Source organism: Caballeronia sp. NCF2 (genome assembly GCF_023631205.1).
Classification (GTDB): Bacteria; Pseudomonadota; Gammaproteobacteria; order Burkholderiales; family Burkholderiaceae; genus Caballeronia; species Caballeronia zhejiangensis.
In genome coordinates, this window is sequence record NZ_JALQDN010000006.1 from 83771 (window position 1) to 98260 (window position 14490).

Here is a 14490-nt window from a genome sequence, read left to right on the forward strand (position 1 = left end):
GATTCACCCCACGGCTCCGGCCAGTTGGAAGATCGGCATGTAGAGCAGGAAGATGATCGTCCCGATGATGCTGCCCACCACCAGCATCAGGACGGGCTCGACCACGCGCATCAGCGTGTCGATCGCGCGGTCCAGCTCTTCGTCGCAAAACTCGGCCGAGCGCGTCACCATGCCGGCCAGCTCGCCGCTTTGCTCGCCCACGCGGATGAGCCGTTCGGCCACCGGCGTCGTCAGGTTCGCGGCGGGCAGCGCGCCGGAGAGCGGCTTGCCCGCGCGAATTTCGTCGAGCGCCTGCGCGAGTGCCGTCTGCAATTGCGCGGGCAAGACCTGCGCGGCGAGTTCCATCGACGTGACCATCGACATGCCGCCCGCGAGCAAGAGGCCGAGCGTGCGGTGGAAGCGCGTCAGCGCGAAGAGGCGCTGATAGTCCGCGAGCTTCGGCAGGCGCATGAACGCTTCGAAGAGCCGCGCGCGCACTTTCTCGCTGCGCAACGACAAGCCCGCGCCGACGATCGCGCCGACGACGCCCGCGAGCAGCAGCCCGCCGTGCGCCTCGACGAGATTTCCCCATGCGAGCATCACGCGGGCGGAGAACGGAATCTCCTTCATCGACGCGAACACCTGGCTGAACTTCGGGATCACGTAGAACGCGAGAAACAGGACGATGAGCGCGCCCGTCGCGATGACGATCGACGGATACACCATCGACGACACGACTTTCTTGCGCACCACGGAGAGCCGCGCGTCGTAGTGGTGATAGCGCTTGAGCGCCTCGGCGAGATGGCCGGTCTGTTCGGCGGAGGCCACGGTCGCGACGTAGAGCGGCGGAAAGTGCGCGGGCTGCCGCTCGAGCGCGCGCGACAGCGGCTCGCCTTCGTAGAGCGCGGAAACGATCTGCGCGAGCACTGTGCGATTGAGCCCGTCGCGGCTCTTGTCGCGCAATGTCTCGACGGTCTCGACGAGGCTCAGGCCCGCTTCGAGCAGCGCGATCAGCTCTTGCGTGAAGAGCGCGCGCTCGAACACGGGCTTGCGGAACGTGAAGCCCGCCTTGCGCTTTTCGAGCGGCGTCGCTTCGATGAGCGACAGACCCATGTCGGCGACGCTCTGGCGCAACTGGGCGTCATCGGCGGCGTCGAGTTCCAGCTCCTGCTGGCCGCCGTCGCTTTCGACCCGTACGCGATATCGCATGGCGCTCACCGCGCGGATCATTTGGCGACGATGTCCGCGTCCTCGCCCGATCCGCCCGGCTTGCCGTCGGCGCCGTAGGTCATCAGGTCGTAGTCCTTGCCGCCTTCGCCCGGCGATCGATAGATATACGGCTTGCCCCACGGATCGTTCGGAATCGCGCTGCTCATGTACGGACCTTCCCAGCCCGACGTGTTGCCGACGTTGGTCATCAGCGCGGCGAGGCCGGCGTCGGTGCCCGGATAGTGCCCGGTGTCCAGCCGATAACGGTCGAGCGCGCTTTCGATGCCCTTCATCTGCGATGCCGCCGTCTTGCTGCGCGCCTTGCCCACTTCGCCGAAGAGCTTCGGTCCGACATAGCCCGCCAATAGCGCGATGATGAGCAGCACCACCAGCAGTTCGAGCAAGGTGAAGCCGCGCCGGCGCAAGCCGATGCCGGTCTGCGTCAGCTTTCCCCTCAGTGCGGCAGCCTTCGTCAAATGGTTATACATGGCAGCCCCCGGCAGGTTCGGATCTCGGCGCCGCGCGCGTCTGCCCGGTCGGGCGATACGCGCGCGGCCCGTCGAGCATCACTTCAGTCCGTCGCTCATCACTTTCAGCAACTCGGCGTTGGGTCCGTCGCCGTCGAGTTCCCAGGCGAACGAGCCGCGCAGGTTCTGCGCTTTCACGTAGTCCATCTTGAGTTTCATGGTTCCGGGCGTGTCGTAGGACCACCAGGTGGTGCCGTCGAACTTGTACGCGGTTTTCGCGACCGGATGCTCGTACACCGTGCCGGCCGCGCTCTTCAGGAGGCGGTAGTCCTGGATGCCTTCCTCGTACTTGCCCGGCGCGGGCTTGGTGGCTTTCTGATACAGGCCGTCGCCTTGCGGACCCTTGGTGACGCCGGTCCAGCCGCGTCCGTAGAACGGCACGCCGACCACGATCTTCGATGTCGGCACGCCGCCTGCGAGCAGCGCCTTCACCGCTCCGTCGACGTTATAGGTCGGCGCATACTGGCCCGCCTTGTAGTTCGGGCTGTCGGGGTCGCCGTAGAGCGGCGCCTGGAAGTCGGTCGGCCCGTTGGTTTCCCATCCGCCGTGGAAGTCGTACGACATGATGTTGATCCAGTCGAGCGACTTGCTGTATTCGCCCGGCTCGGTCATCGCGATCTTGTCGCCGCCCGCGCCGATCGCGACCGTCAGCAGATAGCGCTTGCCGTTCTGGGCGCCGATGGCGTCGAGTTGCTTGCGGAACTCGGCGAGCAGCAGCGTGTAGTTCTTCTTGTCGTTCGGATCGACGGCGTTGTATGGCTGGCCGCCGCCGCCGGGGAATTCCCAGTCGATGTCGATGCCGTCGAACACGTCCGCGCCGATGCCGTCGCCGCCCGCGTTCGAGCCGGCGTCATAGGGCAGATTGCCCTTGATGTAGACGTCGATGCACGAGCTCACGAGCTGCTTGCGCAGCGCGTCGGTTGCCGCCGCTTTGCCGAACCATCGCGACCAGGTCCAGCCGCCAAGCGAAATGATCACCTTCAGGTTCGGATGCTTGGCCTTCAACTGCTTGAGCTGATTGAAGTTCCCTTTCAGCGGGCCGGCTCCGGCTTTGCCGTAGCGCGGATCGTTCGTCGGGAAGTCCCAGGTGTCGCCCTTGCCGCTGACGGCTTCGTTGGCGCCGAAGTTCTTTTGATAGTCGGCCCAGGCGTCGCCGCCGGTGCCTGCGTCCGCGGCGTTCGGATTGGTCGCGCCCGGCTCGGCCTTGTTGATGATGCCGCACTCGTAGCCGCCGTTCTTCTGGTAGAGGTTGCCGAACGCGTAGTTGATGAACGTGAGCATCGAGGCAGAGCCGGTCGTGTCGACGTCCTTGAGCTTGTAGTTGCGATCGTAGATGCCCCACTGCGCGAAGTAGCCGCCGATTTCACGCGCCCCTGAGGGGGAGGGTGCGGGTGTGGGTGTGGGTGTCGGCGTCGGTGTTGGGGCCGGCGTTGGCACCGGCGTTGGCGTCGGTGTTGGAACCGGCGTGGGCGTCGGCGTTGGTGTTGGAACCGGCGTCGGCGTCGGCGTGGGCGTGGGCGTCGGCGTCGGCGTGGGCGTGGGCGTGGGCGTGGGCGTCGGAACGGGTGTTGGCGTCGGTGTCGGAACCGGCGTCGGCGCAGGAGCAGGAGCAGGCGACGGCCCGCCCGAGCACGCGCCGAGATCTTCCCATACGCCGTATTGCCCGGATTGCGCCGGATTTTCGCCCTGCGTCCACCACTTGTTTCGATAATTGCGGCCGTTGTACGTCACGCGCGTGCCCGCCGTCGCATAAGCCTGCGTCGACGACCACGCGTCATAACACGCGGCGCCCGACGGTGTCGGCGTGGGCGTGGGCGTCGGAGTCGGAGTCGGCGTTGGCGTTGGCGTGGGTGTTGGAGTCGGCGTTGGAGTCGGTGTCGGCGTGGGACTCGGCGTTGGAGTCGGTGTCGGCGTCGGCGTGCCGCCCGTTGCGCCGAGATCCTTCCACAACGTCGGCGTGGTGGAAGGCGTCCATCCCGCGCCGGGGTAGGCGGTATGCGATTGCAGCGCCTGATAGGTGTGGCCGTTGTAAGTGACGGTGGCGCCTGCCGAATATGTGGTCCCTTCCTGCCACTCGGCGCCATTGGCGCTGACTGAATAGGCAACCAGCAATGCCAGCGTCAATGCGCTAATTTTGGAATGCTTAACAAGGCGATTCATGAGAATGGCCTCCTTTGTTTCGATTATGGTTGGTTTCGATTCTCTACATTGTCAAGCTGTTTGCCTCAAACGCCGCGCATTTCAAGCGCCTATACGCGGATATTTTGATAATCCAAGCTTCTCCACTAAGCAAGTTGGAAATTGATGATTAGTTTTCCTTCTGGTTTTCTTATAGGCGTGCTTTTTACGCGACGCAAAGAATACTGCTTCGAAATATGGCACCGTCGATTTGAATATGCACGTCGTGAGTTCGACATCGGGCCGTTATTTTCAATCGGCATTCCGGCGATATGGATCGTTGATGCATGCAGCGATGCGAATGTGAAACGCGCCGCAGGTCCGTATGCGGGATCGCTTTAATCGCCTGCCGGTATATCGGCGTATCGGTGCGTCAGAACTGAACCGTGACGGCAACGATCGGTGGATAGTTTTCGCTGCCGGACACACTGGTCGATGCCGCCGCGCCCTTGACGTGAGATGCGTGCTCGATCGATTGCAACGATAGCGCCTCACCCGAAGCCGATCTCGCTTCGACGCCGACGCGATACGGCGTTTTGGTCCCGCCGCAATTCACCGCGACGCGGCTTGCCTGATCGATTTCGACAGGTGCGCCGGGCGTGACGATCGAGCAGGCATTTTCGATTGTCAGCGCGATGTCCATTTTAGCCGTGCCGCTTTTCGCGAAACCTTCGGGAGACACAGCAAGCGTTTCCGCCGCAATCAAGGCGGCGAATGCGGCATGGTAGAGCGAGTGACTTTTCATGAATGGACCCGAGGGGATATTGATTTTTCGCGCCATGCAACAGTGCGTATGCGCGGGTGCTTTCTAAAAAGCCCCGCGCCTTTGAAAAAAGGAAACCGAAATGCTTAGAAAACCAGCGTCGCGGTGATGGTCGACGAATACGTGCCCGCAGCCGGCGTGTCTTGCGACGGCACGCGGCCATAAACCGTGATGCTCTGGTTCGAGCCGTCGCCCGTGCCTGCGACCGTGTCGCTGTCCACCGTATTGCCCCAGACCTGCGTGCGCGCCGTATCCCGATACAGATTGAATTCGACCGATGCATCGCCGGCCGCGTTGCTCATCTTGCGGTCCGCGACAGTCGAGCCGTTCGCGGTGCCCGCGTCGAGCGCGACGCTGTAGGCCGTGCCCTTGGTGCATGTGACCGAGAGCGTCGTCGTCTGATCGAGGTTGTTGCTGATCACGCCGGTGCTGCCGAAATTCAGCGGGTTCGCGGCGATGGAGCAGTCGTCCTGCACGGTCAGCGTGACATCGAATGTCGCGCTCTTGCTGGCGGCCATTGCATTGGGCGAAGCGACGACGCCGAGCGTGGCGGCGCCGGCAACGATGGCGATGACGGCGGCTTTGCTGAACAGATTGCGCATGAGAATCTCCGGTATCAGATTGACGACGCCGATTGCGTTTGGCGTCGCGAGAACATGAGCAAATGATAGGGAGCGCGCGTCTAAGACTGAATGAGACGACTCTTATTTGAGATGGTGAAACGAGCGGTTTCGCCGGATGGCATTGTGCTGACGCGTTTATCGAGATGCCGACGCTACATGTGAAAACGGCCTCCCGAAGGAGGCCGCCTGGCTAACGGTGACGACGTGGATTCAGATCAGTCCTTCGGCCTTGAGCGCGGCCTGCACGCCCGGGCGCGCGCCGACACGCGCCTGATACGCGACGAGCGCGGGCCACTTGCCGAGGTCGAGATCGATATGCTTCGCCCAGCTCAAAACCGTGAACAGATACGCATCGCCGATGCTGAATTCGTTGCCGAGCAGGAACTGCTTGTCATCGACTTGCTGCGCGACGTAGGCGAGACGGCGTTCGAGATTGGCCATCGCCGCGGCCTTCCAGTCGCTGCTTGCGGCCGGGTTGAAGAACGGCGAGAAGTTCTTGTGCAGTTCCGTGCCGATGAACGTGAGCCAGCTTTGCAGACGGTACCGCGCCATCGCATCGTTGAGCGGCGCGAGATGCTTCGCCGGAACCTGATCGGCGATGTATTGCATGATCGCCGGGCCTTCGGTCAGCAGTTCCCCGTTGTCGAGCAGGAGCGCGGGCACGTAACCCTTCGCGTTGATCTTGGTGAAATCCGCGCCGCTCGCGGTGAGCTTGGTCTTGAGATCGACGGCTTCGGTTTCGTAGGCGAGCCCAGATTCTTCGAGCGCGATGTGCGACGCGAGGGAACAGGCGCCTGCCTTGTAGAACAGTTTCAAAACAATTCCTCCAGGATGAGTCGCACGATTATGAACGATGTCGTGCTTGCGCAGCATCCGCTATCGCGAAACGAATTGTGTCGTTTGATGAAAGATCGAACCGCGATCAATCGAGGATGAAATCGCGCGAGGATGCGACGGTCTTCGGCGGCATCGGGAAGTCGGGGTCGGCGGCCATGTCGTGCAGCGCGGCTTCGATCGCGTCGCAGATGGCGTTCAACGCGAGATCGTTTTCCTCGAGGCCGAACGGATCTTCGATCTGCGCGGCGATCGCCTCCAGCGCCATGAACGCATACGCGACGAGCAACGCGAAAAGCGGCGTGAGCAGGCCGGCGCCATCGACGAGGCCGAACGGCAGCATCACGCAGAAGAGGTAGATCGTGCGGTGAATCATCACCGAGTAGGAGAAGGGCAGCGGCGTGGAGGCGATGCGCTCGCATCCGCCGATCACATCCGAAAGCGCGTTCAGATTGTGCTGAATCGCGAGGACGGCATAGCCGTCGAGCGCGTCTTCCCGCTTGCGTTCGGCGACCCATTCGCCGAGCCAGAGCAGAATCAGCGCGGGCCGGAACTTCGCGGCGGCCACGCGTGCGTGCAGTTCAGGCGAGAGGCGGGGCGCGAGATCGGCGAGCGCGTCGGTGTTGCGCAGTTGATGTCTCAACGCGTGAGGCAGCGCGCCGAGCGCGGACAGAAAACGTCGCTCCTCAGCGCGGTCGCGATTGTCCGGCAGCGACAGCGCCTGCTGCGCCAGCGCGCGCGATGTGTTGAGCAGCGTGCCCCACAGCTTGCGGCCTTCCCACCATCGCTCGTAACTCGCGCTATTGCGGAAACCGAGAAACACCGCGAGCGCGATGCCGACGAGCGCGAACGGCGGCGTGCCGAGCCCGAGCGGATAGTGCCGCATGTGGTCGTGCATGAAGATCGCCGCGAGCGACAGCGCGAAGATCAGCCCGAGGCGCGGCAGCAGTTGCGGCAGCACGGAGCCGCGCCACACGAACAGCAGCCGGAACCAGTTGAGCTTGGGGCGAATGATCATGGACGAGCTTGCCGGTGAAACCGCAATGAATTTCCGATTATCTCGAAAATAAGGTGCATCGCGCGCGAGACATGGCGTCGCGTGCGGAAACGAAAAGGCCGTCCTTGCGAACGGCCTTCGAGATCAGCAACGCGACAATGCGATCAGAGCGCCGCGCGCGCCGCTTTCGCCGCCGCGCGCACCTGATCCGGCGCGGTGCCGCCCGGATGATTGCGGCTCGCGACCGAGCCTTCGAGCGTCAGATAGTCGAACACGTCTTCGCCGATCAGATGCGCGACGTTCGGCAGTTCGATACGCATCGCGTCGAGCGACAGGTCCGCGATATCGCAGCCGCGATCGTCGCAGATACGCACCGCGTGCGCGACGGCTTCGTGCGCGTCGCGAAACGGCAGGCCGCGCTTCACGAGATAGTCGGCGAGATCGGTGGCGGTCGAGAAGCCTTGCAGCGCGGCCGCGCGCATCGCCTGCGGCTTCACCGTGATGCCTGCGGCCATTTCCGCGAAGATGCGCAGCGTATCCGCGACCGTATCGACGGTATCGAACAGCGGCTCCTTGTCTTCCTGATTGTCCTTGTTGTACGCGAGCGGCTGGCCTTTCATCAGCGTGAGCAGCGCCATCAGATGGCCGTTCACGCGGCCCGTCTTGCCGCGCGCGAGTTCGGGCACGTCGGGATTCTTCTTCTGCGGCATGATCGACGAACCCGTGCAGAAACGGTCCGCCAGGTCGATGAAGCCGACGCGCGGGCTCATCCACAGCACGAGTTCTTCGGAGAAGCGCGACACGTGCGTCATGACGAGCGCGGCCGCCGCCGTGAATTCGATCGCGAAGTCGCGGTCGGACACGGCGTCGAGCGAATTCGCGCAGATGCCGTCGAAGCCGAGCGCCGCCGCGACCGCGTGACGGTCGATCGGATAGCTCGTGCCCGCGAGCGCCGCCGCGCCCAGCGGCAGACGGTTCACGCGACGGCGCAGATCGCGCATGCGCTCGGCATCGCGCGAGAACATTTCGACATAGGCCAAAAGGTGATGCCCGAACGTGACCGGCTGCGCGACCTGCAGGTGCGTGAAGCCCGGCATGATGGTGTCGGCATGCTTTTCGGCCATGTCGATGAGCGCGACGCGCAACTCCTTCAGCAGCTCGCCGATGCGGTCGATTTCGCCGCGCAGCCACAGGCGGATGTCGGTCGCGACCTGATCGTTGCGCGAGCGGCCGGTGTGCAGGCGCTTGCCCGCATCGCCGATCAGCGCCGTCAGGCGCGCCTCGATGTTCAGATGCACGTCTTCCAGATCCAGCTTCCACTCGAACTCGCCGCGCTCGATTTCGCCCTTGATCTGCGCCATGCCGCGCTCGATGGCGGCGAGGTCGTCGGCGCTGATGATCTTCTGCGCCGCAAGCATGGACGCGTGCGCGAGCGAGCCTTGAATGTCGACGAGCGCGAGCCGGTTGTCGAAGAACACCGACGACGTGTAGCGCTTGACGAGCTCCGACATCGGCTCGGAGAAGCGAGCCGACCAGGCTTCGCCTTTTTTGTGGAGTTGGGACGTCATGGTGATGTTTTCAGCGGTTCGGGCTTCGGGAAGTCGACAATCTTAACATTCGGCACTATTCCGATCCGACCAGAATCACGAGCTTCAAATCCTCGCGATGCGCGGGCTTGAACGTGATCTGATTGAACACGACGCGCCCGCGCGACGGATGATTGAACGCGCGCTCGCCGCCTTCGCGCTCGAACACGTCCTGCGACGCCCAGTAGCGCGCGAAGGCATCGCTCGCGGCGGAGAGATCGTCGATGAGCGCGCGCGTCGGCGCATCGTTCAGATGGCGGATCGAATCGGCGCGGAATTCGGCCGCGAGACGCCGCGCGCGCGTTTCCCAGTCGACGATCAGCGCGCGCGCCGCCGGCGACGTGAACGTGTACGTGAGCAGATTGCGGTCGTGCTCGCCGTCGAGCCAGCCGACGAACAGCGCCGACGCATGCTCGTTCCAGCGCAGCGCGTTCCACTGACGATCGAGCACGTAGGCGGGCGCGGCGATCAGCCCGACGGTCTGGAGCAGCGCGGCGGGCGCGTCCTGCGAAGCCGGATCGGGCTCGGCGGGATCGCGCTGGGCGGCGAGCTCGAAAAGATACGCACGTTCGGCGCGCGACAGTTGCAGCGCGACGGCGATGCGCGCGAGGGCATCGGCGGAAGCGGACACGGGCCGGCCTTGCTCGATCCAGGTGTACCAGGTCGGGCTCACGCCGCACAGTTGCGCGACTTCTTCGCGGCGCAAGCCGGGCGTGCGGCGGCGCGGGCCGGGCGCGAGTCCGACCGCTTGCGGCGACAGCCTTTCGCGATGCGCGCGGATGAACTCGCCGAGCGCGTGCGCGGACGTTTCGGCGAGGGTTTCGTTCTTGTCGATGTGATTCATGCGTGGCAGGTGGTGTACATACCAGAATAACTGCACAACTTGTACTGGTACAAAGCGGGTTCTATTGTAGCGACACAAGACCACGACGAAACCGGAGCCCACGATGAAACACCACGATCAGGTCGCAGACGCATTCGGCAGCACCGCTGCCGCGTATCTCACGAGCGCCGTCCATGCGAGCGGCGCGGATCTGCAGAATCTCTCCGCGACGTTCGCGGCCACTTGCGGCAACGCGCGCGTGCTGGACATGGGATGCGGCGCGGGCCACGCGAGCTTTGCGATCGCGCCGCACGTGCGCGAAGTGGTGGCGTACGACATCGCCCCGCAGATGCTCGCGACCGTGGAAGCCGCCGCGAAGGAACGCGGCCTGACGACGATTCGCACGCAGCAGGGCGCGGCCGAAACGCTGCCGTTCGCGGATGCGTCGTTCGACTGGGCCGTGAGCCGGATGAGCGCGCATCATTGGCGCGACGTTTCGTCAGCGCTTGCCGAAGTGCATCGCGTGTTGAAGCCTGGCGGGCGGCTGAAGTTCATCGATATCGCGGGCATCGACGATCCGCTCTACGACACGCACATTCAGGCGATCGAAATCCTGCGCGATGCGTCGCATATCCGTGACTATCGCGCCGACGAATGGATCGCGATGCTCGATGCCGCCGGTTTCGATGCGCAAATCGCCGAGCGCTGGCGCATCCCGCTGGAATTCGAGTCGTGGGTGACGCGGATGCGTACGCCGGCCGAGCGCGTGACGGCCATCAGATCGATGTGGGCGAGCGCGCCGGATGAGGTGCGGCAGTATTTCAACGTGAAGGATGATTGCTCGTTCGAGCTCGATGCGGTGATGGTGGAGGGGAAGCGGCGTGGTTGAAGATTGTTGGATGTCGCTCGATCCTCGGGTTCGTGTCGGTGACGGTTGTTGATTTCGCCGGATCCCTTATTCGCGTCGGTCTATTAGCGTTGCCCCTGTGCGGGGCGGCAGTCACTTTCTTTGCTGCTGCAAAGAAAGTGACCAAAGAAAGCAGCTTTTCAGGCCCGCGGTCACACGCAATTTGGGTAGTTCTCTCGTCCCAGGTGGCACTCGCCTAAGGAGTGCCCTCATCACAATCACCCGGCTTGGCTCGCGCACGGTCTGCCACATCGCACCACACAACGAACTGGTTCAGCACCAAACAGCTCCAGCCCGCTTCGCGGCCGACCGGTTAAGCGGGACTGCCAGTGCTTCGCTATTAACATCGCTATCGCACTGCGCACGCAAACCGATGGTTTCCCTTGCATGCCCTACGGCAGCGCGAAGCGCTGTGCCGAAGCTATTTCGTGCTGAACCAATGTTCTGAACACCTTCGGGCGGCAGACCGTGCGCGAGCCAAGCCCGATTGGTCCTTTGAGGGCACTCTTTAGGCGAGTGCCGCCCGGGACGAGAGAACTACCCAACGTGCGTGTGACCGTGGGCCTGAAAAGCTGCTTTCTTTGCCTACTTTCTTTGCAGCAGCAAAGAAAGTAGGTGCCGCCCCGCACAGGGGCAACGCCAATAGACCGACACGAAATCGGGATCCGCCGAAACCCACGCATACATCGAGGCAACGTTGCATCCCGAACCAAAACGCCCCGCCAAGGGAAGGCATCAGCCGGTATTACGCAACCCCGCGGCAATCCCGTTGATCGTCAAATGAATCCCGCGCCGCAGCCGCACGTTCTGATCGCCCGCGCGGTGACGCTTCAACAGCTCCACTTGCAAGTGATTGAGCGGATCGAGATAAGGGAAGCGGTTCTTGATCGAACGCGCGAGCAGCGGGTTATCCGAAAGACGATCGATCTTGCCGGTAATTTCGCCGAGCACGTCGCACGTGCGCTGATGCTCCGCGACGATCTTGTCGAACACGGTCTTGCGCAGCTTCTTGTCGGTGACGAGCTGCGCATAGCGCGACGCGACGGCGAGATCGGTCTTCGCGAGCACCATGTCCATGTTCGACAGCAGGTTCTTGAAGAACGGCCACGTCTTGTGCATCTTGCGCAGCGTCGCGAGACGTTTCGCGCGTTCATCGTCGGAACCGGCGCGGTCGAGATACGCCGTCACCGCGCTGCCGAAGCCGTACCAGCCCGTCAGCAAGAGACGGCACTGGCCCCACGAGAAGCCCCACGGAATCGCGCGCAGATCCTCGATCTTGCGCTGCTTCGGATCCTGCAGCTTGCGCGACGCCGGCCGGCTGCCGATGTTCAGCTCCGCGATCTCCGAAATCGGCGTCGACAGGAAGAAGTAGTCGGTGAAGCCCGGCGTCTCGTAGACGAGCGCGCGATACGCGGCCATCGCGGAATCGGAGAGCGTCTGCATCGCCGCTTCGAATTGCGGCAACTGCGCGGGCGCGTTCTCGTGCGGCAACAGCGATGCTTCCAGCGTCGCGGCGACGACCGTCTCCAGATTGCGCCGCCCGATTTCCGCGTTCGCGAACTTGCTCGCAATCACTTCGCCTTGCTCGGTCAGGCGGATTTGCCCGTCGACGGTGCCGGGCGGCTGCGACAGAATCGCCTGATACGTCGGGCCGCCGCCGCGTCCGACCGTGCCGCCGCGTCCGTGGAAGAGGCGCAGCGTCGTGCCACGCTCCTTGAACAGCGTGACGAGCGCCAGTTCCGCGCGATACAGCTCCCAGTTCGACGTGAGGAAACCGCCGTCCTTGTTGCTGTCCGAATAGCCGAGCATCACTTCCTGCTCGTTGCCCTGATTTTCGATGAGCTTGTCGATGCCCGGCAGCGCGAAGAATTCGCCCATGATGACCGGCGCGTTGCGCAAGTCGGCGATGGTCTCGAAGAGCGGAATGACCATCAGGCCGTCGCGCGGGGAATCGTCCTTCGCGCCGAGATAGCCTTGCAGCACGCCCGTTTCCTTCTGCAGCAACATCACTTCCAGCAAGTCGCTGACGGTCTCCGTATGCGAAATGATGTAGTTGCGCACCGCGCGCGCACCGAACTTCGCGCGCGTCTCGCGGGCCGCTTCGAGCACGCCGAGCTCGCTTTTCGCGAGATCGGAATAGTGCGCGTATGGAAGGCGCAGCGGGCGCGGCTGCGCGAGCTCCTTCAGCAGCACTTCGCGCTTCTGCTCTTCGGTGAGTGACGCGTAATCCTCGACGACGCCCGCACGCGCGAGCAGCTCGCTCACGACGGCCTCGTGAATGTCCGAGCTTTGCCGCAAGTCGATGCTCGCGAGATGGAAGCCGAACACTTCGGCGGCGCGCGCGAGCGGCGACAGACGCAGGCTCGACATCGACGCGCCGTGATGCTCCGCGAGCGAATCGATCAGCACGTGCAGGTCGCGCACGAATTCGGAGGCATCGGCGTAGGGCGTCGCGCGAATCTGCGGTGCGCCCGGACCCGCGCTACGCACGGTCACGACGCCTTCGCCGAGCCGCACGCGCGCGCTCGCCGCAAGCCGCGTGTAGATGCCGATGAGCGCGCGCCGATACGGCTCGTCCTTGCGATGCGGCGACTGGTCGGGCGAGGCATCGGCGAGTGCTTTCAGGGCATCGCTCGAACCGGCGAGCAGGTCCGACACGGACAATTCCGCGCCGAGCTTGTGCGTCTCTTCCAGATAGTGTTCGAAGATGACGATCGCCTGACGCGTGATCGCGTTTTCGAGCGTTTCGCCGGTGACGAACGGATTGCCGTCGCGGTCGCCGCCGATCCAGCTTCCCATCTGAAAGAACGGCGGCAGGCGCACGGGCAGGCCGTGTTCCGCGAGCGCGGCTTCGATATCGGCGTAGAGCGCGGGAATTTCGGCGAGAAAGGTCGCGCGATAGTAAGACAGCGCGTTGTCGATTTCATCGGCGACGGAAAGGCGCGCGTCGCGCAACATGCGCGTCTGCCACAGCGACGTCACGCGTGCGCGCAGCACCGCTTCGTTCTGTGCGCGTTCGCGCGCGGTCAGTTCCTGATCGCGCTCGGCGAGCAGACGCGCGATATCGTGTTGCGCGTCGAGAATGCTCTTGCGCGAGACTTCGGTCGGATGCGCCGTGAGGACGGGTACGATCAGCGCATCGCCGAAAAATCTCTCGAGCAGTTTGCGCGTCGCGCTGATGTTCTTGTGCTCGCGCATGCGCTCGATCGCATACGCGATGGTGCCCGGCTGCGAACCCGAGCCCGCGAGCGCGTGAATGCGCCGCCGGCGATTGTGATGGCGGTCTTCGGCGATGTTCGCGAGATGCGAGAAGTAGCTGAACGCACGCACGACCGACACCGTCTGTTCCGGCGACAGCGCGCGCAGCTTCTTTTCGAGCGTCTGCGAGGCTTCGACGTCGTCCTCGCGGCGGAACTTCACGGCCGTCTGACGAATGGCCTCGACGACCTCGAACACGGCGTCGCCTTCCTGCTCGCGCAGCACTTCGCCGAGCACACGCCCGAGAAAGCGGATGTCTTCGAAGAGCGGGCGGTCCTTGTCGTCGCGCGTGCGGCTCGCGGGCTTCGGGGGCTTCGCGGCTTTCGCGACGGCCACGCCGTTGGGGCGCGGCGTTTTGAGCTTCGTCGGCGCGGTCTTGGTCGCGATGGCTTTCTTCGCGAGCTTCGGCGCGATGGCGGCTTTCGAAGCCTTCGCGGCCGTCGCGGCCTTCGTCGTGACGATGGGCGACGACGCCGCGCGCGGCGCGTCGGAGGAGGAAGACTTGGGCAATGCGGCGTTGCGGCGCGCCGGGCGAGCCGATCCGGATGACGTCACGTTGGGTTCCTCTCGAAAGCTGCGAAGCCAGGGTACATCGACATGATCCGGCGACCTCGACGGGCGCCGCATCGGCAGAAAATCGCGGGCCGCGCGAACGGCCGTGCGTCAAACCGGCGACAGCATGCCGCGGCATTCTTCGCGCCCCGAAGCGTTCATCGCGCGCGACGCGGCCGGGGCCGTCGTTCACGCCGCTACGAACACACCACGGACGCCCCGAAAGGCGCATCGGACAAGGCTCTCGCGCGCTG

General features: G+C 64.0%; 11 protein-coding genes. 1 reads left to right on the forward strand and 10 read right to left on the reverse strand.

The features are described 5' to 3' along the window. Positions 1 to 3: 3 nt before the first annotated feature. The 9 genes from NCS02_RS03820 to NCS02_RS03860 all read right to left on the reverse strand — a co-directional run bounded on the left by NCS02_RS03820 (position 4) and on the right by NCS02_RS03860 (position 9540). Complete coding sequence (locus NCS02_RS03820) at positions 4 to 1188, reverse strand: type II secretion system F family protein (RefSeq protein WP_250519331.1); 1185 nt, start codon at positions 1186 to 1188, stop codon at positions 4 to 6. A gap of 17 nt (positions 1189 to 1205) precedes the next feature. Beyond that, positions 1206 to 1676, reverse strand: coding sequence for a type II secretion system major pseudopilin GspG (gene gspG, locus NCS02_RS03825; RefSeq protein ID WP_008351020.1), 471 nt, complete (start codon positions 1674 to 1676; stop codon positions 1206 to 1208). Between the two features lie 78 nt (positions 1677 to 1754). After that, complete coding sequence (locus NCS02_RS03830) at positions 1755 to 3875, reverse strand: glycosyl hydrolase family 18 protein (protein WP_250522894.1); 2121 nt, start codon at positions 3873 to 3875, stop codon at positions 1755 to 1757. A 391-nt stretch (positions 3876 to 4266) separates the two neighbouring features. Continuing rightward, on the reverse strand, positions 4267 to 4674 hold the full coding sequence (locus tag NCS02_RS03835; protein WP_152563197.1) for a hypothetical protein: 408 nt from the start codon (positions 4672 to 4674) through the stop codon (positions 4267 to 4269). A 68-nt stretch (positions 4675 to 4742) separates the two neighbouring features. After that, positions 4743 to 5258, reverse strand: a complete 516-nt coding sequence (locus NCS02_RS03840; protein ID WP_244807785.1) for a Csu type fimbrial protein — start codon at positions 5256 to 5258, stop codon at positions 4743 to 4745. 231 nt (positions 5259 to 5489) lie between these two features. Next, positions 5490 to 6095 carry a glutathione transferase GstA gene (gene gstA, locus NCS02_RS03845; protein ID WP_008351011.1) on the reverse strand — a complete coding sequence of 202 codons (606 nt, stop codon included), beginning with the start codon at positions 6093 to 6095 and terminating at the stop codon, positions 5490 to 5492. A gap of 106 nt (positions 6096 to 6201) precedes the next feature. Then, a complete protein-coding gene (locus tag NCS02_RS03850; RefSeq protein ID WP_008351010.1) occupies positions 6202 to 7131 on the reverse strand; it encodes a bestrophin family protein in 930 nt (309 codons plus the stop codon). 143 nt (positions 7132 to 7274) lie between these two features. Continuing rightward, a complete protein-coding gene (gene argH, locus NCS02_RS03855; RefSeq protein ID WP_008351007.1) occupies positions 7275 to 8678 on the reverse strand; it encodes an argininosuccinate lyase in 1404 nt (467 codons plus the stop codon). A gap of 55 nt (positions 8679 to 8733) precedes the next feature. Further along, entirely contained in the window at positions 8734 to 9540 is an 807-nt protein-coding gene (locus NCS02_RS03860; RefSeq protein ID WP_175981740.1) for a helix-turn-helix transcriptional regulator, read from the reverse strand. Between the two features lie 103 nt (positions 9541 to 9643). Here NCS02_RS03860 and NCS02_RS03865 point away from each other — a divergent pair, with 103 nt between their 5' ends. Further along, positions 9644 to 10408 carry a class I SAM-dependent methyltransferase gene (locus tag NCS02_RS03865; RefSeq protein WP_008351004.1) on the forward strand — a complete coding sequence of 255 codons (765 nt, stop codon included), beginning with the start codon at positions 9644 to 9646 and terminating at the stop codon, positions 10406 to 10408. 753 nt (positions 10409 to 11161) lie between these two features. Here NCS02_RS03865 and ppc read toward each other — a convergent pair. Then, on the reverse strand, positions 11162 to 14239 hold the full coding sequence (gene ppc / locus NCS02_RS03870) for a phosphoenolpyruvate carboxylase (RefSeq protein WP_244807786.1): 3078 nt from the start codon (positions 14237 to 14239) through the stop codon (positions 11162 to 11164). Positions 14240 to 14490 lie beyond the last annotated feature (251 nt).